The following is an 18891-nucleotide window of genomic DNA, read 5'->3' on the forward strand; positions in this document are numbered from 1 at the left end:
GGCCGTCTGAGCGATGGCACTCTTGACATTCTTGTCAAAGAATTGAGTCAGCGCCCCTTGATTGTTCTGCTGGATTTTCCCCCAAAGAGTGCTGTTTGGGTCTTTCAGTTCTATTTCAATAGAACGCATATCCTTGAAGAGACCTGACAGGGTACGTTGCGTGACAGTAGGCTCCACGAAGCTAGTCGGAAAATCCCCCTGTTCCAGCTGGATATCCGTCAGCACCGTATCACCCACACAACCCATATGATGGAGTTTCAGCAGTTCATCTCGTGTCCGTGGCTGAAATACCTTGTAATACCTCCCGCTATGCTCAAGAGCAGGCGAACGAACGTTTTGAATGGTTATGTCCATGTGTTACTACCTTTCCTCGTAAAACGTCATGTAAATATCTGCATTTCGTGTATCAAATAACCTTTGAGCTTCATTAAAATCACCTGGGCTTTTTAGTTTAGCAATAACGTGAGAATTTCCATATCCTGCTCTCAAGGTGATTGCTATAAGTCTTTCGCTCCGACCTATATAAGCAACTTTTGGAAACGAAATATCCCTAAACGCATCACTGTAATTAAAAATATTCATTTCACTTGAATAGTAATTGTGTGAAACAGTCCCCATAAATCCCAAGTAAGGCACTATTGTTTTTCTTTTCTCCCAAACCAACTTATCACCTACATAACGCTGAGTGATTTCCTTGCCACCCACGTAAATTCCTTCTCTAGCCATACTACCTCCTATTGACTAAAAATATCGTAGATAGTATTACTATCCTTGTTAGGAATCGCATCATACTGAGATCTTGTACCAGACCAATACTTCATCGGTTGCCCACCATTCTGGTTGATGATGTTTTGACCGGGCGCTCCGTCACGGCCTCTAGCTCCATCAGCGCCCCTAGCACCCGTCGCACCAGTCAATCCTCTAGGCCCTTGAATGCCCTGCAGTCCTTGTTGCCCTCGTTCACCTTGGACACCCTGCGGACCACGCAAACTTTCCCTCTGTTGGCTGGTCAATGCTTCAAACCGCATAACACCGTCCGCTCCTCGTGGTCCTGTTTCCCCACGTTCTCCACGGTCACCTTTGGGACCAGTTAGATATTGCAAAGCTGAGAAACGGTCACGGCCATTTCCGACCTTGACTTTGCCTGTGTCACTTTCTACCCCTAGCTCTCCGTCAAGCAAGACCAGAGTGCTACTTGCCCAATCACTCGCAGACATACGCTTGTGTTGTACCCTTACTGGAATTGTTTCCGTCATGTTCTACCTCCATCAAAAATAAAAGTTGGACTCTCGCTCCAACTCCCCTCATATCTAGCATTTTGCCCATCAGCAACCGTCTTATAGACTGGCGCTAGTTCAATCCGTCTTGTCTGATTATCAATCGTCAAAGACTGCTCTACGTTCTGATACCAGTCCCCTGAGAAGGTCAGACGATAGGCACCGTAGTAGACCGCTAAGACCTGCTCCTCTTTCTGGACAAGGTCTTTATCAATCACTGGCATGACTGAATTAGCAGGCGCTAAATGAACGTGGCCACCATAAAACGGATTCTTATTGACTACCACAGTCACATCAGTCTTCCCGTAAGGCGTACAGGTTGCTGACCAGCTGATGACGTACTGCTTACCAAGTTCAAAGCCCTCTCCATTGTGACCGACTTCTACGAAATCCGTTCCATAACTGATTTTCTTAGCCGTACCACCATTCAAGCGGTTCTTGTTGTACTGGGTATTTCCGTCACCACCAATCAAGCTCGCATTGACCCTTGCAGTCTCGCTGACCTGTTCCAGTTTCTTGCTTAATTCAGCGATTGAGTCCGCATCACTCATCAGTTCTTCACGGATACGCTTCACGAACTCAGGACGCTCTTTCTCTATCTCCTCATGGATTTTAGCGCCCATTTCTTCGGCATTTGCTTTGTATTTTTCGATTGCATCATCAATCACTTTTTTACGTTTCTCAAACTCTGCTTCAAAGGCCGCGTCTGCTGCTTCTATCTGTGCTTGGATTTTCGCTTCAATGCCATCTTGTTGCTTAATCTGCTTGGTAATCGTACCCTCGTAAGAATACTGAGTATCGTTTCCAGCCTTACTATCTGCACTGATACGACCTCTCAGACCGCCTTTAAAAGTAAAGCTCTGACTTAACACAGGAACTTTAAAGGTTTCTTTCTTGTTGGTCTGAATGGTTACCCACTGCCCAACCTCAAGTAACAAATGTCCTTGGTAGTTGAGATTATACGGATAGTAAGTTAGGTTTTTCAGTTTGTAATATAAGTCATTTAAAGCGCTCTGGGTCATGAAAACATTGTCCAGTTCCAAAGACCGACCTGTCTTCATACCGACCGTCAGAGACTTCTTATCTGTCTTACAAGTGATACCAGCTATCTGATACTCAATCTCGCTCTTGGTCAAGCCATGCAAGAAGTAACTATCTGCGTTGATCGTGATATTTGACTCAGTTAAATCACGGATTTCCATCTTGCCTTCTCTGTTGAAGAAGCAAGACATCCCAATCATCTGAGTCATGGAGCTTAACATATCCCTGAATGAAAGTTTCTTGCCTTCAGGAATTTGCTCGACATGGTAACGCATAGCACTGATTCCGAAATAGTCATTCGCTAACTCAATGCCAGTTTTTAGGCAGATTTCCTGAATAACCTCTCGTACCTCAGCCGGAAAATGCAAGTCCGTCACATACTCACGATTGAGCTTAAACATACCGTCCATGAGCTCCAGCGTGGTAGTGTTTCGGTTTCGGTCAATCTCAATATCGTTGATGAAGTATTCCCCCATCTTGACCCACTGGTAGGTATCCCCAACAAGTAGACCAATCTCAGGGTGTAGAATATCCAGCTTATTGAACGTGGTAATGATACTGGTAAAGGTAATCTTACCGCTACCAGCGCACGTTCCACCGGGCTTGTATGTATCTCCCTTGATGTAGCCATACTCAAAACTAGCTTCTTTGATGTCCCGTGAAACATAATCACCAACACGGATAGCCAGCGTCCTTTCCTTGGCAAACATGGCTCTGTCAAATTGTCGTCTGGTTAAAGCGTCCATTTTCTTACCTCTCTATCAGATTAAATTTAGCGCCAGACCAAGGTTTAAACTTCTCAGTAAAGGTATAGCTTGGAGCCGTTCTATCGCCTACATAGAAAGTCTTTGTGACTTGGCCATCCATGGGGTCTGGATAAGATACCTCAAAAAATTCAGATGATACAGCATGTAAAAGCTGACTCATTTCTTCCTGAGTCAGCATGCCCCATTCACAGTCTAACTTACGCTTAGTCGTAATACGGTCTCGCACCATGTCTCCATTGGCGTTACGTCCTGTTTCTCCATCGATGTCTTGAATACCGACCTGAAAAGATTTGGGAGGCTTCACAGCCACCCCATTGATTGTCAATTGTGCCATTTAACCTCCTAAATCTTGAGCAAGGTTTGACCTGCTCGTTCATGTTCTTTGTTAATTTCTTGGATTGCTACCCGTCCGAACTCATGGCCTGCGATTTGGATAACGATGTCGCCATCACCAGAAAATCCACCTTGTGGACTTACACCAGCCATGGCATTTACTACCGCACTGCTGACAACTCGCCCAAGTGTTTGGATAAATCCTGTATTTTCAAGTGGTACGACCGCCTCTTTACCTGCTTCACCAATCATGGCAATTGTTGGACTATCGACGATACCACCGCGGGCAAGACGTGGGAGGCTGACTGTACTTACACTACCAATCCATCCGAGACCAGGTAAGTTTCTAACAACATCTAAAACACCGTTAATCATGCCGATAAATCCATTAACCACATTCTCAATAGTGTCAAGAACCGCATTAACAGCACTCTTAAACGCTCCACCTACTGCCTCACCGACCATCTGACCAGCATTAACGAAGATACTTTTGACAGTATCCCAAACGCCTTTAAAGAAGTCTCCGATAGAGCTAAAGGCATTTTTAACAGCGTCAAAAGCTTTTCCGAATATATCGCCAAACCAGCTTGCTACTTTGGAAAGCGCATTAGTCACATCTGCCCATCTCTCGCCAAACCATGAACCTAGTTTGCTAAAGATGTTGGTTAAGCCAGTCCATGCTTTTTGGAACATATCCGTAAACCATGCACCGATATTAGCCAAAGCACTAGTCACATCTGCCCAACGTTGTCCGAACCATGAGCCGATTGGTGTGAAGATATTAACGATAGCGTCCCACGCACCTTGGAACTTTTCTCCAAACCAAGACCCGACACCAGAAAAGATAGCTACAATTGCGTCCCAAATGCTTTTGAATATTGCGACAACAACATCCCAAAGAAGTTTCAATACACCAGATACAAGATCAATAATGCCACCAAAGACGCTAACTACTATATCTTTTAATCCGCCAAATATACTCAAAAATCCTTCTTTGATTTTTTCGCCATCTCCGGTTAAAAGTCCTGTAAGTACATCAAATACCCCTTTGATGATATCAGCAATACCACCAATCACATCAGAGATAGTGTTAAACAAAACACGCCAAACTTCTCCTATGTATTCAATTGCAGGGGCTAGTACAACCGTTAACTTTTCTACAATAAAGGAAATAACTGGGCCGAAAACTTCATTTATCGCTTTAGAAAAGTCGGCAAAACTTCCAATCATGCCACCTATTTTTTCTAAAGCTGGTTCAATATGGTTTTTGATTGTATCGGCGAAACCGTGACCTATCTTTTCAAGGACAGGTTGGATATTATCATTCCATCCATTAACAAAAGTACCGACTACATCTGACATCAAGGCGGAACTTGATTCAAACAAAGGTTTTATATGCTCATCGTATACTTGATTAACACTTTCAAAAAGTTTCTTCATTGAGCTTGATAAAACTTGAGCAATAGGCTCTACAGCTTTAAAAAGACCCGTAAACATTTCTGTTATGCCAACCTGATTTTCGGTGATAGTCTCTTCAATAGCACCGATAATATCTCTTGTGTATTTAGCGGTGACTTCTTGCACGCCCATAAAAGCGTATGTAAAGGCGCTGATTAACCCTGCGCCCATATTTGTAGCAGGTTCGCTTGTGATTGAGTCGTAGAAGATTTGTCCGATACTTTGAGCAATATTTCCGACACTTTCAACGATTTCCCCACCGATATCAAACATACGGATTAACCATGCTTTGATATCTAGTTTAGTTTCATTAAGTGATTTATTCAGACTTTCAGCGATAAAGACGGCAATACCCATGATTACGTTAGCGAGAGCGCCCGTCGTTTGTCCCAAAGCAAAAGCTAGTTTTTCTCCAAACCTTGCTGCTGCTTGTAAAACTGTACCATCTTCAAAGATATCTTTAATAGATTGCCAGATACCTTGTAGTGCATTCTTTAATCTTTCAATACTATCCCATCTAAATGATAGAGAGAAACCTTTTTTAAATAAGTCCCAAAGTTTTTTTAGGTAGTCAAACAACCCTTTCAGCTTATCTCCTAGACCATCGAAAATGCTCTTGAATTGGTTGTCCATGTCGGTCAACTCGACTTCTGGCAAGATGTCTTTGAAAGGTCCGCCACCGCCTCCCTTTCCTTTACCACCTTTGCCACCGCCTCCACCGCCAGAACCGCCTGCATCGTCGTCTTTTGGTTTTTGCAAGATGTTAATCTCATCAAATCCCATTAGACCTAGCAATTCTTTAGCGGCCTTCTTAGCATTTTTGGCCGAGTCTCCAAGGTTATCAGCAAGCCCTCCTGCTGAATCTCCAGCGTCATCTACTGCGTCAGCAAGGTCTCCTGCTCCGCCTGCAGCGTCTTTCATGGCGTTACCCATGTCTCCAACTGCTCCACCGACACCATCTTTCACTGTTGCTTTCTTGTTGAACATCAAAGCGATAAACTCAGCTAGTTTTGCCGTAACGTTCTTCAAAACCATAGCAAAAGAGTTCAAGACAGGCATAATGGCATTGATAATCGGTAACATAGAGTTACCAAGGTTCAATGCTGCGTCCTTCATCAGCGACTTAAACAGGCTGATACTACCGTTGACTGAGTTGGATAAGGTATCTCCATACTTGGCTGTAGCCTGTTCCAGAATAGCCATAAGGCGGATTTGTTGCTGGGTTTGGTAATCCAACTGTTGCCAGCTTTGTCCGTTTGCGAACTTCTTGAAGGCTTCAGTGGACTCAATCATAGCTACATTGACGTTGATTCCTAGGTCTTCTATCGCTTCCGTGTTCCCTAGTAAACCTGAGCGAATCCGCTCCATAACGTCTGTAATCGTGCGCCCTGAACCTTCAGCAACAACTGCCGATGTCTGCAACATCTTAGCAGTATAGGCGCTTAGCTTGTTGGTATCTTTTATAAATCCAGAAAATAAGTTTGAGTAGACTGCACCGTAGTTGGTCGCCTCACCCACACCCATGTTCATAGCGTTGGCGTTATCGTTAACCCATTTTAAGAAAGATTGCGAACTCTCGCCCATCTGTCGCTTGATTTGGTTCATAGACGCTGCTACTTCAAGAGCCGTCTGCGTTGAATACATCCCAACATCAAGCAATTTCTTACCAAGGATTGCAAAACCAGCGAACTTAGCTAGCTTGCCAAACGCACTACCGATTGAGCTCGACTGTTCACGAACTTTAGCAGTGGCATTCTTCACTTGGTCAGATGTCCCCTTGACCTGATTCTCGACTTCTTTCATCTTCTTCCTGAAAGGCGCTATCTCAGCGTCAATCATGACTTTCAATTCGTCAAGAGTTGCCATTCATTTCCTCCTTCCTTTTGCGATTATGTCTTTCTGCAAATTCACGCATTCGTTCCTTATGTAGCAAAAGCGCTTGTCTCTGCCGTTCCTGTTCTACCGCTTGTTGCTCTTCTACAAATAACTCAGGCGCATATTCCCAGAACTCAAAGACCTTGGCATCTTTGGATAACAATAAGGAAACGTGGTTAGATATCATCTGCGAAAGTCTGTATGAGTCAATAATCTTCTCTTTACGCTCTCGGATTTTGACACGGTTGTAGCTTTCTATCATTTCTCTGATTTCTAGCACCGTCAAATCCCAAAAATCAAGAGGCTTGCCCCCGATGTCCAAAAACATAGGGTAAAGCCTCTCAATAATCTGCGTTACCGTTAAGATTACTCGACTACTGTCATTTTCTTCTTGGAAGTTTTCTTGTCCTTGCTTCCTCGTGGAGTAAAACCCGATACTTCAAAGAGTGGCATTAAAACCTCTGACATGAAGGTCGTTTGGTCTCCACCGTTATCGACATATTCATCGTATAGATCATAGACATCCTTAAGGGAATACCCATGTTCATACTGCTGCAAGGCTCCGTGAACTAACAACAACATAACTTTTAAAGGCGGTAAAGTGAACTCTTCGCCAGCTTCAGGCATAAAAATCTTTAACAAGTTCATGCCGATTTTTTCTTCCACAGTTGCAGCTTGATGAGATGTCAAACGTAGCTTCAACTCTTTTTCATCAGTAACTTTCCAAGTTGTGTATTTTAACGCCATTTAATTAACCTCCAAGACCGTCTACAAATTCCAACTCTGACTGCAAAGCAATTTTAAGGGTGAACTCGATAACGGCATTGACACCGCCACCGCCAAGCTTAACAGATACTTGACCTTCAAAATGAACTTTAGTGTTGTCTGGGTAAGTTTGTTCAAAGAAGAGTTTCGTCTTGTTGTCTGCCGCTTTACGCAATACGCGATAAGGTGCGGTTTCTCCGTCGTTCTTATAAGCGAATTTGTACTCCAATTCCCCTGCGTCGCCAATACCGAATTCATACTTTTTAACTTTGTCTTCAAGAGTAGTGTTCTCTACTTTTTCAGGCTCAATACCAAACTCTGGTACTTCTTTCAACCCAGCAAGTTTAGTATAAGTTCCTTTAGCTGTACCATAAGCTAACGTAATTCCATTTGCTAACATGTTTAATTCTCCATTCTAAATTGAAAAACAAGCTCTGAGTGTAAGTCAACAACACCTTCAAAACGCATGACCTTATGTCTCAAATGTGACGGGTCTGGTACGTCTTGGCAGTCGGTTCTTCGCAAACCTAAAGACTCAAAAATCTGATTGATTTTAACAGCTAACTCACTAGTGCTGGTATCATCAAAGATATCCACCTTGTAGCGGATAGATGATTTTTGTTCCTGGTCGTCAAACCACTCTCCGGGCTTGTTTTGTTCTTCCAAAAAAATAACGACTGGAAAAGTCTCCCAATCGCTAGGATAAGTATCAGTCACATTATCTGCGACCTTTTGCAATTCTTTATAAATAACAGGCTTGATATTGATCATTTTATTTGTTCTCTTATCTTTCTACGCACATAATTCGAAATATTCTTAGACACACGCTCTTGATTGTCTCTCAAAGCTGGATAAAGATAAGGCTGTGCAGGTTGACCATACATCTTGTAGAACTCCCCAATCTTTTGAAAGTGGTAAGGCCCTACATTGATTTGGTCTTCATGCACATACCACGGACTAGAGCGATAAGTCACGCTGACTTCTGGAGAGATACCAGAATGGCTAGCCTGACCCTTGGGTCCTGTTCCAAACTCAACATAAGGAGCATAGTGTAGATTTGTGTAAACCTCACCTATAGCCTTATCTCCGTCCATTTTAACCCTAGTCTTGATACTGTTTCTAAGTTCTCCATTGTTGCCTGGTGCTAGTCTTTTAGCATCAGCTTGGACAACCTTTATAGCAGCATTGTGTACCGCACGTAAGACGATATCCTCGCCAGTTTTTTTACTAGCCAATCGTCTACATTTAGCTATGAGCCTATCTGCCCCTCGTAGCTCTGACACGCTCTAACTCCAAAACTTGATGATATGTGTAGACCTTTTTAGAGATAACCCTGTGAGTCACTTCCGTCGGGCTATCGATACACACACCATCTTTCACTTTGATAGTAGCTGACTTGTTGGCATTTGCGTTCAAAATATCATTGACACGCTCACCATACATCTCAGATTGTAGCTTACTGCTAGCTGGCCACAACTCAAGGCGGACTGTCTCAGCTTCCTTGGCATATCCTTCTTTTACGACGCCTTCCTCTGTGACAGTCTTTTCAAACCGTCGCATTGGATAAGGTTTCAGTCTACTCTGCTTCAAAAACATGGCCTGCCACCCTTGCTAATCTGTGCATGCGTATACGCTGTAAAAGACCCGTAGACAGGCCGTTTTCTCCGTAGACTACTGCTATACCACCCTCGGTTCTGGAATGCTCTCCTTCCGCTCCTGAGCGGTTGTGGAGTTCGATAGCAACCTCAGGTATTAAGCGACTTAAAGCAGGTGTCAAAGATGTGCGATTCGTCTCTGACAAGATAAGATTTGTAGCCCTCGTTTGGAGCAACATGAGAAGCTGAGTATCTTCTTCGCCTGTTAATTTCTTCAGCAACTCTATAGACATATCAATCCTCTTCTAAAAACTCAGGCTCAGGGAGAATTTCCTCAAGAACGTCTGAGATAGCGACACCATTGCTGGCGAAATTATCTGCCAGCTCGGCATAGCGCTCCTCAGTAATCTCAAGTTCCTCTCCTGCCAGTCGTTTCACATTTAATTCCCAGTCATAGAAATCTTGTTTGATTTTAAATCTCACTTTTTAAATCCTCCAACACCTCTACAATTTTAGCTTTTGATAACTTATAGGCACCAGTTATGCCAGCTTCTTTAGCTAGATTCTTCAACTCTTCTAAAGTCTTATTTTCTAAATCAGAATACTGGCCAGCTTGCTCCTCTTGGATATAATGACGTCGTAGCAATAAGCTCATATCATCACCTCTTACTCACCGAATTTTACAACTCGTGTAGGGTCGTATAGGTAAACACCATAGTGTTTGTCACCAGTGATAACCGTTGTCTTTTTAAGGATGTCACGGTCTGTTTCGATAGCCACATCACGTTTTAGCATGATAACAAACGCACCATATTTATTGGCATCATCTGTCTGAGTCTGGCTAGGAGACACTTTGACAAGGAAACCTTTACCTTCTTCAACTTTTTTAGAGCGGACGATTTGCACACCAGCAACTTCACCAAAGGTCCCAGAAACAACCATATTTGCTCCAAGCTCTGAACCTTTAGTCCATTCTTTTGCTACGTCAGTTTTTAGCTTAGTAGCATCTTTAGGGTTGATGATAGCAACATACTGTGCATCTTCTTCATCCTCAAAAATATCAAGAGCCTTATCAATTGCCTCAAGAGTTGTTGGAGTTTCTGCAACGTGCTGTGTTGCAGTCTTAGCCACCGCTACCAAATCATCATCAATCTTGTTAGCAATAGCCAAACCAAGCTGGTAAGTGGCTTGACCTAGTGGGTCACCAAGACCTGACAAAAGAGCTTCATCGGTAATTTCATAACCTTTAGCAGCCTTTTTGATGGTCATAGTGGTCTTTTTAGTAGTCAATTGGTCTGGAGAAATAGCTTGACCTTCTCCAACCTCAGTCGCATCTCCTGCATACTCCCACGCTGGAACTGTTAAAGTGTTCCCTGGTTGGCCTTGAAGTGCTGTTTCCACATAAGCCAGTGGAGTGAATTTAATCAATTTAGGTAGTTTAGCGGAAACCATGTCCGCCATTACTTCTGGGTTAACCATAGTGGCTAATTTAGTTTGTCCTGCTGTCATTTATTTTAACCTTTCAATTTCTTATAGAGTTCTGGGTTCTTTTGATAGAGTTCATTTCGACTCTGATAACCCATACGAGCAAATTCTTCTTTTGTGACACCGTCGCTGTCAACTGGTGCTTGCTTCATTGGAGCTCCGCCTTTTAGCTTTTCTTGCACGCCTTTCTGCACAGCTTGTTCCCATGATTTCTGCAATACTGCTACGGACTGCGATACCGTCTCTGCGCTTGTCAAATCAACTACATTTACTAACTCAACAGGTAAGTCACGTTCACTTAGCATTGCTTTAGCCTCTGCGGTCAATTCCTTACGAGCAATAGCCTTTTCACGGTCAGCTAGTTCTTGCTCACGCTGATCCAACTGATATTTCTGTTTTTCATCAGCGTTCATCTTGGCAAGTTTCTTAGCTTCGTTTTCTCTAGCTTCTTGCTCTGATTTCCACTTGGCAAACTTCTTATCGATGATAGCGTCGACGTCTGCGTCTGTGTACTTCTTCTCGTCTTGCGGTTGTGGTGCAGGTTCTGCAGGTACCTTTTGTTCTTCAACCGTTTCGACTGTTTGTGTTTCTTCGTTCATTGCGAACCTCCTATTTTTAAAGTCGTCCCCGACTGTAATTTCCATAGCTTTTAGTGTCTTCAATGCTTGGACAATATAAAAACCGTATGGAATCCCGTACGGTTAGAGCATAAGAAAACCGCCTCGATTTCGATGCGGTTAGGGCATAATTAAATAAATAGTAGTCTAAAGGTTTCACGGCCTTTAGGTGTGATTAGGGTCTGTGTGCCAGACCATTGTGTTTTTTCGTTGAGTGTTTCCTTGACCTCAAACAAACCATCGTTTTTATTGGCTGTTGGTTGGAGCTTACCTTTCTTATCTCGGTAGATGTATTTTTTCTCCATCAAGAAGTCAATAAACTTACGTTCTTTTATTTTTAATTGTTTTGCTGTTTCTCTGAAGCTGGTCAGTAAGTTTCTATCTACCAGTTCATCGAAATAGTCTGCTTTCGGCTTCATTATGGTATTTTCAACGGAAAGTACAGCTTTTTCAGCTTCCAAGTGTTTAATGACTGCTTCTTTTTCTTTTAGTTGATTACCAGCCATAAGGAGCAAGTCTGCTAAGGCTTGTTTGTTGTGCGTGATATTATAGGCCACTTGGTCGGTCATATAAGCGCCATGCTTACGAATAGATGGCAGAACTTCGCTAGTGACCCAATCAGCAAATTTCTCTGCTTCTGGTTTGCGAGATTGAAAAACAAGTTTATAGAAATTCGCTTCGTTGATAAAGTTGGCTTGTTGAGTTCGTCCTAGACTGTCGATGATGTCACTAGTAGTGACGCCATCTTTATTTAATCTTTCAATCGTTTTACGAGGATTGCTTAAATCTAGAATTTGGCAACAATCATTAAGATTAAAATAAATCTGATTATCGATAGTTGCCGTTCTTACTTCTCCGAATTGTTCGTTTTTAAAAATTTGTAGTTCCATTTTTATGCTCCTAGTTAAAAATTTTACTTCCTAAGATTTCTGCTTTATCTGTTGAGTTCATCAAAATAAAAGCAATTTCATCTAGTGTTGAATGAAGTAAACCGAATTGTTCATTAAAAGTATCAAAGAACTTTTTAGACATCTCTTTAAAAGCTGTCTCATCCTTAAGTTGAACCCAAGCCAAGGTTTCTGTCATATTGGTTGCCATTTCAACCGTTCTTCGAATATCTGCAAGCTCGTAGCCTAGATGAGTCAATTGTTCTTCTGTTAATTCAATTTTTGCCATAATAAAAACTCCTTTGCGGTATGACAAAGAAGCTCTTTTCTGATATAATGATTTCAGAAAGAGTTTCTTTCGAGCGATAACGTATAATCTCAACTTTGGCGAGGAGGATTATGCGTTATTTATTTTTTTCAAGACCTAAAACTAATTTTATGCCTTTTCTAACCACTTCTGTACGAGTGGTCTTTTTTTGTAAGCAATAATCTTCCAAATGTTTATTCAACTCTGAGTCGATTCTTGCTTTAACTTCGACATTCAACGGTTTTTCGCTTTTTGGTCTTCCGGTTCGTGGACTCATTTCATCACCTACTTTCTGTGCCACAACAATATATTACAACTTGTGCCACAAAAAGTCAAGAGGTTTTTTGAAAAAAATTAAAAATAAGAAAAGCACTTAGATTCCTCTAGGTGCTTTTGATTGTTAATAAGCAAATTCAAGTTTATCCAAAACCGTAAGAAAATTTATCTGGCAACTCTTTACCCAGTTTAATACTTTTAGTTAAAGTATCTTTTACAAACGAAGCGAATTGTCCTAAATCATCTCCTGTATAGCTATATTTTAAAGTGGTTTTATCAACTGTTGCAATACCTTGACATTCTCCACTAACAGCAGAATATTGTCTCATAGCAGTACCATCTTCTATTTTACGCATAGTAATAATTTGTTTATCAATCTTCGCCATTTTCGCTTGCCTCCTGATAATTAAATTTTAGGTTAGCCCTTTTATGAGCTTCATCATAATCCATTTTTAACTGATTCATGTAATATGATTCAAGGCTTTCGTGCTGTAGCATCAATATATCGTATTTCTTTGGATTACCCAAGTATAATCTTTGAAAACTTTGAGCCATGTCATAGTGCGGATAAAAGTTCATCATCCTCTCTTCAAAAGCTTCAAAATCCCACAGCAAATACTGGTTATCTAAAATATGCTCTAACGCTTCTGATACTGTAGAATGAGAAAGTTTGCTACTTTTTACCATTTTTTCTACAACATCTGCACGATTCGAATTTTTCAGTTGCTCATAGTATCTTATCGCAAAATCACTTTTTTGCTTTTCTACATCTCCGCGAGCCTCACTTATTGAACCGCTAGAGACTAAAGAGTCCAACTTATCCATACCCTGATTATACACCTTTTCCCCGTCTTTCGCAACATACTTGCTATACCACTCTTTATAAGTCATATCAGCAGGTACTAGCTCGGTCTTACCTGTTTCTGGATTCCTTGCTCTGCGCTTCAGCTTGCTGTAGTCTGCGTCCTCATCGTATCCGACAGTAGTAGACCTACACCAAGGGTGCATAGGCGGACAATTGACACCAGGGACAGCCTTATCCCTATCATAGACCTGATTGTCATGCTCCTGACAAATGCGTGATGTACGCTTGTCTAAGACGGCTACAAAGATATACTTCTCTATGTCTGCTTCTTCATAGCTGAGTAGTTCCATTTGGTTATGAAAAAAGGCTGATTCTGTCCGAACCAAACGCCTTGCATCATTCTGACCTACATTGAACCTCTCATCAATTGCTTGTGCAGTCTCTCGTGTTCCTCGGCCAGTCATGAGGCTGATGAGGAGTTCATCTTTTATGCTGGAAGTAAGCTTCCCTGTATTCTTCCAGATGTCTGTAGAGTACGTACTTCCATCTCCTACCCAACTAAAAGACTGTAGATGTTTAATCTCGCTCTCAGGAAGCCCAGAAAAGCCATATGCCAGCCCTGTCTGCTGTTGCAGGTCAAAGGTAGCCTTGTAGTAACTATCCTTCATCAGGTCGCTATAAAAGGCGTCTGAACCCGTCTTCTCTGAATGATAGATAGATTCACGCATACGATCTAAATCGTCGCTCAAACGCTCTAGGCGCTTCATGCGGAAAGAATAAGCTGGGCTGTCTAAGTCAGCCAGTAGCCTTTGGATATTCGGGTCATTCGGTCTTGCTTCAAGCACCTTACGAAGTTCGTTCAAGTTTTTCTTGTCTTTCATGTTCTTCAAGACTTGTCTAGCATCTACCTGACTTAAACCATAATCCCGTTGGAACTTATCAAAAATCTTATTGACTTCCTTATCCAAGTAAGTCTTGGCTTCCTGATAGACCTTATCGAACTGGTCTGCCTGCTTTTCGGCCTTGTCCATCTGCTGGTAAATCAGATTGGCTTTCCTCTTCGCCCAATACTCCTGATTCTTCATCCTCTACCTCGTCTTCGGGTTTCGTGTTGTCTTTGTTGAACATCGGCATGTCTTCCATGTTCTTCTTTTTCTCTTCTTCCAAGGCTTCCAATTCAGCATCAGGGTCTTCCACAAACGGCAAGAGAGAAATAAGCTGCCTATTGGTCACTTTACCTTCCAAATTGTTCACAATCTGAGAGATTTCCAGCAAGTTTTTAGGCAAACCACGGCTGAATTGTGGAACGATTGAATGAGACTCTAGTGCAATCTGTTTCATACCCAAGTAATGAGCAAAAATCGCAATACGCTGACGCAATCCTCGCTTATAGTTCGCTTCCTTGGTCTTAGTAATCATCTCAAGGCCCATCAGCTTAAATTCCATGGCTACGCCTGATGTATTCCCTGCGAAATTCTCATCAGTCAAATTAGGCACATGGCTAAATGTGTAGATGTCCTCTTTAAGAGCTGTACGCAAGATTTCCGTAGCACTTTCATCCAGCGTATTCTTCAAGAACTCGGCTCTTGCACTATCGCCCGGCAATTCCAAAAGACCTTCTTCAGAAAGAATCTTCATCGCTACCTTGGCATCTTCTGGAGTGTCTGCTAACTGTGTGCCATATAAGACAAGGATAGACTCTACTGCCTGCTCCTTGTCATTGACACGATTACCCATCAAGGAATTATAAGCGTCAATCAAGCTAATCTGTTGCTCGTAGTCGCCAATCGCAAAGTGATTGTTGCGATACTCGATAATCGGGATTTGACCAAGATTATGTTCTTCTACTTCCTCATTCTGTGTTGTTCCTGTGCTTGAATCACGCAGAACCATGTGATAGTGCAGATTTTCGGTAAAGACCTCTGCCTGATGCTTGGTAGTGTCTTTCGTATCATCTTCGACTTTATAGTAGTAGACCGCAAACAAAGGCTTCCGCTCAATGCTATCATCGTAGACCATGAAGGTGTTTTCTGGGTCAATACTAGTTGAGTCCAACTCAGTCAATCCCTCTTTAGCATAGATGTACTCGTAAGCACGACCATAGATGGCCATGTTCAAAGCATTCTGAGCATCTACTTGGTCAATCTCAGCGCCATCAAAGGCTGTAAGTAGTTCATCGATATCACCTTCAGCAGTGTTATTGTACTTGATAGGATTGCCCATAAAATAGCCCGTAGCCGTGTCTGCGATATCCTTGGCATGATTAGCTACCGTCTTGTAATTCGGTGCGTTCACGTTGCGTCTCGTGTGTTCTAAGATAGCATGCTCACCCAAGTAGTAGCTTTTAAGCTTCTTCAAACGTGAGCCTTCAGTGCTATGCTTCGTTATCAATTTATAAATCAGGTCTTTCTTCAAAGAACCTTCATCATATCCATCCCGTGGATAAGTTAAATATTCGTACATGTCTTTCCTCTCTATAGACCATAATCAGAACGCCTGCGGACAGTTGCTTTCCCACCTTCGATACATTGAAGGCTGTAACGTAAAGCGTCCATCAAGTGGTTGTTTTTATCCTCTGGCTTGTTCAACCAATTACCTTCTTTGTCTTGTTGATAACAATAGCTATAAAATTCATCCATAATGTTTTTACAGTCTGGATGCACATAAATAGCGTATCCTTGCAATTTGGATACGCCTGCCATGATACTATCCTTACCTTTTCGACTCTCTTTAATTCGGGTTATCCCATGCTCTGACCTTAATTCCTCAATCAATCGTAATTCAGCGCTATCAGCGATAATCCGTGAGCGATGATAACCTTTGTCTTTTATCATCTTTGCAACTTCTTTGGTTATCAATCCAACTTTATATGCCTCGTCAAAAACATAAATCTCTTTCGTTGTATCGTTTATGAGCGAACAACACAAAGCAGTTGGATCATGAGTGAAACCAAAGTCAAGACCGATACATAACTTATAAGCTGAATCTCGTAGTAGTTCATCTTTATTGAACTCCTTGACAGTCACGTTTTCATAGATTAAACCTTCAGCAACTCCCCATTCGCCATCGCAGACGATTCTAGCACGTCTAGGGTTCGTATGATACAAATCCTCATATCGTTTGATATCGACTTCATCAAGCCACTCATTACATTTATAAGTAGTTGTAATAGCGAATGTATCAGCTCGTCTCGTATCTTCATCAAAGAAGACACGCTTGAGCCAGTGCCTCTCATTCCACGGGTTAAACGTGACTGTAATCTGTTTAAAGAAATCAGGTATGTCTAAGCTACCACGGATTGACTCAACTACTGTACTGAACTTATCTTCAGTCTCAATTTGGTACGCTTCCTCAAACCAGGCCCAACAAAGAATACCAACGTCAACTGTAATAGATGTGATTTTTAGTTCATCATCCAAGCCACGGAACAGTATTTTTTGGCCAGTTGCTTTTATAGTTATCTCAGGCAAAGACTCGTTGAATTTAAACAAATGAGTCACACCCAACACATTACACGCCCATTTAAAATCCGTATAGGTAGATTGCTTGTTCGTATTCGAATATCTACGAATGACAAGCAAGTTAGCCCAGGGATATTTCAAAAGACGTACGACGTAATTTAATGCAGTTGTCTTGGACTTCTTCGAACCACGGGAACCTTTTACAACACGATAAAGATTTCTTGAGCGCCAAAACTGTCCGTACCCTGCTCCTACTGTCTTAGGTAGGTCAACAACAATATCATTCTGTTTAATCTGGTATGTCTGACTCATTCGCAAACACCACCGTTCCAGAAACGTCTGCCTCTACTTTGTCTGTCCACATCTTATGTCGTTTGCCTAACAATTCAAGAGCTTTATTCCTATCGCTGTTCTTTGTTGGATATTCGACAAGTTGAGGGATTTCATTGTAGACTTTTACAGGCTTACCAGTCACGGGATCAGTCATCAACTCAGCTACTTTCGTCGTGACTACTGTTGTTTCTTTCGCTTGTCCCGACGCGATTTCTGACAGCATCACAAGAATTTGTTTTTGAGTTAAGATTTTTTCATCTTGCAACTCCTCCATTCGATTTTTGATGTAATCAGAAATTCCGACATTATCCAACAATTCAGAAGATCTTGCTTTGGCATATTTCTCACTATATCCTGCTTTTAAAGCTGATTGATAAGCATTACCTGAGATGATGTACTCATCTGCGAATCGTCTTTGTCTTTCATTCAATTTTCCATCACCTCCTTTCACAATAAAAAAAGCCACACAATGTGCGACCTTTTCAAGACCTCTCTCTGCGAATTAAAATCGCAATTGGAACGACAGGACTCGAACCTGTGACGTCTCAATTCCCTAAATAGAACTTAATCCGTCTACCATATATCCATTAACCAGCATGAGACTACTGCTTTAAGTGAGTGACTTTTGATAACTTATTGTTTATTATCTTGTCCACAAATATTCCTACTTGTATCACTCATGCACGATTGGTTAGACCAATCACTCCTTACATCACAAACTACTAAGCCATTTTTCAATTAACGAAGACCCCGCTAAAAGTCTAAGCTGCTTTACTCTTTGACTTTACTCTTATCCTTGCGAGACTTGAGCAGGCAATCTAATTGCCGAAGTACACTTTCGTTTACGACGGGCGATGACTTTTGCTTTTTTTTGAGTTTTTTCTATCTTGAATAGCTTTTAAAATATAAAAATCATCTTTCATCTATCACAGACACGCATCACCATGTGTTTCATTCTCTTTTGAAGAACAAAATGCACAGCGCCTGCTTGTTATTGATTGTTTTGCGGACAATCAACTCACCTTACATACTTTTGGGAGGCGCCCAATTTTTGTAAGATATGGTATTAAGCTCTTGTTGCACCTCGAACCAAACACCTCTTTCCTCTTATAGACTCGTTTCACAGCCAAACTGCCACGTTTGCATTTCCTCAGCACCTTGCCGTTGGAATCTCTCTGCTTTAACTTCGCCTACCTATTCCAAAACTGAAATAGTTAAGATTAAATTGCTTAGATTGACCATTACTGGCAGGATGTTTGATAGATTTAAAAACATCCTTTTCCTGAGTTACCTCAGATTATCTAGGCTAAGCCCTAAAAATGCAAAGCGACTACTACCTTGCGTGTGTATTAAATTTTGACTTCATTTTTATTTTTTGTAGTCTTTACAACCTCTGAGGGAATCAAACCCTCTAGCTTATAACTTATCCGGAATATAATTAGCTACGCAATCATGCAAGGTCCAGTCGCTACTGCAACCATTTTTAAGTTAATGAGTGATATATGAATGCTAAGCCTACTGCCTACCCCATTCTGGGACACAAACACTCAAATGACAGTAGCTGGAATCGAACCAGCTGGTCTATCAGTAAAACGCACGTTTGGTAAAA

General features: G+C 41.8%; 25 protein-coding genes. All 25 read right to left on the minus strand.

Annotated elements, in window-relative coordinates; all coding sequences use genetic code 11:
• Positions 1–354, minus strand: a 354-nt coding sequence (locus tag WKI42_RS05450; protein WP_368081392.1) for a gp58-like family protein, incomplete at its 3' end; no start/stop codon positions are given.
• Positions 355–360: 6 nt separating this feature from the next.
• On the minus strand, positions 361–726 hold the full coding sequence (locus WKI42_RS05455) for a hypothetical protein (protein ID WP_173218446.1): 366 nt from the start codon (positions 724–726) through the stop codon (positions 361–363).
• Positions 727–734: 8 nt separating this feature from the next.
• Complete coding sequence (locus tag WKI42_RS05460; RefSeq protein WP_368081393.1) at positions 735–1256, minus strand: phage upper tail fiber protein; 522 nt, start codon at positions 1254–1256, stop codon at positions 735–737.
• The gene (locus WKI42_RS05465; RefSeq protein ID WP_368081394.1) at positions 1253–3064 is read right to left on the minus strand and encodes a pblB; all 1812 of its coding nucleotides are present in this window, start codon (positions 3062–3064) and stop codon (positions 1253–1255) included. Before WKI42_RS05465 ends, WKI42_RS05460 begins: the two co-directional genes overlap by 4 nt.
• A gap of 4 nt (positions 3065–3068) precedes the next feature.
• Positions 3069–3419, minus strand: a complete 351-nt coding sequence (locus WKI42_RS05470; RefSeq protein ID WP_368081395.1) for a DUF6711 family protein — start codon at positions 3417–3419, stop codon at positions 3069–3071.
• 8 nt (positions 3420–3427) lie between these two features.
• Positions 3428–6742, minus strand: coding sequence for a hypothetical protein (locus WKI42_RS05475; RefSeq protein ID WP_368081396.1), 3315 nt, complete (start codon positions 6740–6742; stop codon positions 3428–3430).
• Positions 6729–7079, minus strand: coding sequence for a hypothetical protein (locus WKI42_RS05480; RefSeq protein WP_368081397.1), 351 nt, complete (start codon positions 7077–7079; stop codon positions 6729–6731). Before WKI42_RS05480 ends, WKI42_RS05475 begins: the two co-directional genes overlap by 14 nt.
• A gap of 38 nt (positions 7080–7117) precedes the next feature.
• Entirely contained in the window at positions 7118–7498 is a 381-nt protein-coding gene (locus WKI42_RS05485; protein WP_368081398.1) for a DUF6096 family protein, read from the minus strand.
• A gap of 4 nt (positions 7499–7502) precedes the next feature.
• A complete protein-coding gene (locus WKI42_RS05490) occupies positions 7503–7916 on the minus strand; it encodes a phage tail tube protein (RefSeq protein WP_049515339.1) in 414 nt (137 codons plus the stop codon).
• Positions 7917–7918: 2 nt separating this feature from the next.
• Complete coding sequence (locus WKI42_RS05495) at positions 7919–8287, minus strand: hypothetical protein (protein WP_050242960.1); 369 nt, start codon at positions 8285–8287, stop codon at positions 7919–7921.
• A complete protein-coding gene (locus WKI42_RS05500; RefSeq protein WP_368081399.1) occupies positions 8284–8799 on the minus strand; it encodes an HK97-gp10 family putative phage morphogenesis protein in 516 nt (171 codons plus the stop codon). Before WKI42_RS05500 ends, WKI42_RS05495 begins: the two co-directional genes overlap by 4 nt.
• Positions 8774–9112, minus strand: coding sequence for a hypothetical protein (locus WKI42_RS05505; protein ID WP_000478948.1), 339 nt, complete (start codon positions 9110–9112; stop codon positions 8774–8776). The genes WKI42_RS05500 and WKI42_RS05505 overlap by 26 nt, the downstream gene beginning before the upstream one ends.
• A complete protein-coding gene (locus tag WKI42_RS05510; protein WP_050971545.1) occupies positions 9093–9404 on the minus strand; it encodes a phage head-tail connector protein in 312 nt (103 codons plus the stop codon). Before WKI42_RS05510 ends, WKI42_RS05505 begins: the two co-directional genes overlap by 20 nt.
• A gap of 1 nt (position 9405) precedes the next feature.
• Entirely contained in the window at positions 9406–9594 is a 189-nt protein-coding gene (locus WKI42_RS05515) for a hypothetical protein (RefSeq protein ID WP_050971544.1), read from the minus strand.
• A complete protein-coding gene (locus WKI42_RS05520; protein WP_050971543.1) occupies positions 9584–9766 on the minus strand; it encodes a Rho termination factor N-terminal domain-containing protein in 183 nt (60 codons plus the stop codon). The genes WKI42_RS05515 and WKI42_RS05520 overlap by 11 nt, the downstream gene beginning before the upstream one ends.
• 11 nt (positions 9767–9777) lie before the next feature.
• Positions 9778–10620 (minus strand): N4-gp56 family major capsid protein, encoded by an 843-nt coding sequence (locus WKI42_RS05525; RefSeq protein ID WP_368081400.1) that lies wholly within the window; start codon positions 10618–10620, stop codon positions 9778–9780.
• 5 nt (positions 10621–10625) lie between these two features.
• A complete protein-coding gene (locus tag WKI42_RS05530; protein ID WP_368081401.1) occupies positions 10626–11195 on the minus strand; it encodes a DUF4355 domain-containing protein in 570 nt (189 codons plus the stop codon).
• A 149-nt stretch (positions 11196–11344) separates the two neighbouring features.
• Positions 11345–12103 carry a phage antirepressor KilAC domain-containing protein gene (locus WKI42_RS05535; RefSeq protein WP_172925413.1) on the minus strand — a complete coding sequence of 253 codons (759 nt, stop codon included), beginning with the start codon at positions 12101–12103 and terminating at the stop codon, positions 11345–11347.
• Between the two features lie 10 nt (positions 12104–12113).
• Complete coding sequence (locus WKI42_RS05540; protein WP_049549226.1) at positions 12114–12389, minus strand: hypothetical protein; 276 nt, start codon at positions 12387–12389, stop codon at positions 12114–12116.
• A gap of 115 nt (positions 12390–12504) precedes the next feature.
• Entirely contained in the window at positions 12505–12684 is a 180-nt protein-coding gene (locus WKI42_RS05545) for a hypothetical protein (protein ID WP_060955012.1), read from the minus strand.
• Between the two features lie 142 nt (positions 12685–12826).
• On the minus strand, positions 12827–13069 hold the full coding sequence (locus WKI42_RS05550) for a hypothetical protein (protein ID WP_001062371.1): 243 nt from the start codon (positions 13067–13069) through the stop codon (positions 12827–12829).
• The gene (locus tag WKI42_RS05555) at positions 13056–14573 is read right to left on the minus strand and encodes a minor capsid protein (RefSeq protein ID WP_368081402.1); all 1518 of its coding nucleotides are present in this window, start codon (positions 14571–14573) and stop codon (positions 13056–13058) included. Before WKI42_RS05555 ends, WKI42_RS05550 begins: the two co-directional genes overlap by 14 nt.
• Entirely contained in the window at positions 14482–15951 is a 1470-nt protein-coding gene (locus tag WKI42_RS05560) for a phage portal protein (RefSeq protein ID WP_368081403.1), read from the minus strand. The genes WKI42_RS05555 and WKI42_RS05560 overlap by 92 nt, the downstream gene beginning before the upstream one ends.
• Before the next feature lie 11 nt (positions 15952–15962).
• On the minus strand, positions 15963–17261 hold the full coding sequence (locus tag WKI42_RS05565; RefSeq protein ID WP_368081404.1) for a PBSX family phage terminase large subunit: 1299 nt from the start codon (positions 17259–17261) through the stop codon (positions 15963–15965).
• A complete protein-coding gene (locus tag WKI42_RS05570; protein WP_164226340.1) occupies positions 17239–17748 on the minus strand; it encodes a terminase small subunit in 510 nt (169 codons plus the stop codon). Before WKI42_RS05570 ends, WKI42_RS05565 begins: the two co-directional genes overlap by 23 nt.
• Between the last annotated feature and the right edge of the window lie 1143 nt (positions 17749–18891).

It is taken from the genome of Streptococcus pseudopneumoniae, assembly GCF_038148935.1.
Taxonomy (GTDB): Bacteria; Bacillota; Bacilli; order Lactobacillales; family Streptococcaceae; genus Streptococcus; species Streptococcus pseudopneumoniae_U.

Coding starts and splice junctions, on each gene's coding strand:
- WKI42_RS05455 (WP_173218446.1), bottom strand. CDS start 726: ATGGCTAGAGAAGGAATTTACGTGGGTGGCAAGGAAATCACTCAGCGT.
- WKI42_RS05460 (WP_368081393.1), bottom strand. CDS start 1,256: ATGACGGAAACAATTCCAGTAAGGGTACAACACAAGCGTATGTCTGCG.
- WKI42_RS05465 (WP_368081394.1), bottom strand. CDS start 3,064: ATGGACGCTTTAACCAGACGACAATTTGACAGAGCCATGTTTGCCAAG.
- WKI42_RS05470 (WP_368081395.1), bottom strand. CDS start 3,419: ATGGCACAATTGACAATCAATGGGGTGGCTGTGAAGCCTCCCAAATCT.
- WKI42_RS05475 (WP_368081396.1), bottom strand. CDS start 6,742: ATGGCAACTCTTGACGAATTGAAAGTCATGATTGACGCTGAGATAGCG.
- WKI42_RS05480 (WP_368081397.1), bottom strand. CDS start 7,079: ATGTTTTTGGACATCGGGGGCAAGCCTCTTGATTTTTGGGATTTGACG.
- WKI42_RS05485 (WP_368081398.1), bottom strand. CDS start 7,498: ATGGCGTTAAAATACACAACTTGGAAAGTTACTGATGAAAAAGAGTTG.
- WKI42_RS05490 (WP_049515339.1), bottom strand. CDS start 7,916: ATGTTAGCAAATGGAATTACGTTAGCTTATGGTACAGCTAAAGGAACT.
- WKI42_RS05495 (WP_050242960.1), bottom strand. CDS start 8,287: ATGATCAATATCAAGCCTGTTATTTATAAAGAATTGCAAAAGGTCGCA.
- WKI42_RS05505 (WP_000478948.1), bottom strand. CDS start 9,112: ATGTTTTTGAAGCAGAGTAGACTGAAACCTTATCCAATGCGACGGTTT.
- WKI42_RS05510 (WP_050971545.1), bottom strand. CDS start 9,404: ATGTCTATAGAGTTGCTGAAGAAATTAACAGGCGAAGAAGATACTCAG.
- WKI42_RS05520 (WP_050971543.1), bottom strand. CDS start 9,766: ATGAGCTTATTGCTACGACGTCATTATATCCAAGAGGAGCAAGCTGGC.
- WKI42_RS05525 (WP_368081400.1), bottom strand. CDS start 10,620: ATGACAGCAGGACAAACTAAATTAGCCACTATGGTTAACCCAGAAGTA.
- WKI42_RS05530 (WP_368081401.1), bottom strand. CDS start 11,195: ATGAACGAAGAAACACAAACAGTCGAAACGGTTGAAGAACAAAAGGTA.
- WKI42_RS05535 (WP_172925413.1), bottom strand. CDS start 12,103: ATGGAACTACAAATTTTTAAAAACGAACAATTCGGAGAAGTAAGAACG.
- WKI42_RS05540 (WP_049549226.1), bottom strand. CDS start 12,389: ATGGCAAAAATTGAATTAACAGAAGAACAATTGACTCATCTAGGCTAC.
- WKI42_RS05545 (WP_060955012.1), bottom strand. CDS start 12,684: ATGAGTCCACGAACCGGAAGACCAAAAAGCGAAAAACCGTTGAATGTC.
- WKI42_RS05550 (WP_001062371.1), bottom strand. CDS start 13,069: ATGGCGAAGATTGATAAACAAATTATTACTATGCGTAAAATAGAAGAT.
- WKI42_RS05555 (WP_368081402.1), bottom strand. CDS start 14,573: ATGAAGAATCAGGAGTATTGGGCGAAGAGGAAAGCCAATCTGATTTAC.
- WKI42_RS05560 (WP_368081403.1), bottom strand. CDS start 15,951: ATGTACGAATATTTAACTTATCCACGGGATGGATATGATGAAGGTTCT.
- WKI42_RS05565 (WP_368081404.1), bottom strand. CDS start 17,261: ATGAGTCAGACATACCAGATTAAACAGAATGATATTGTTGTTGACCTA.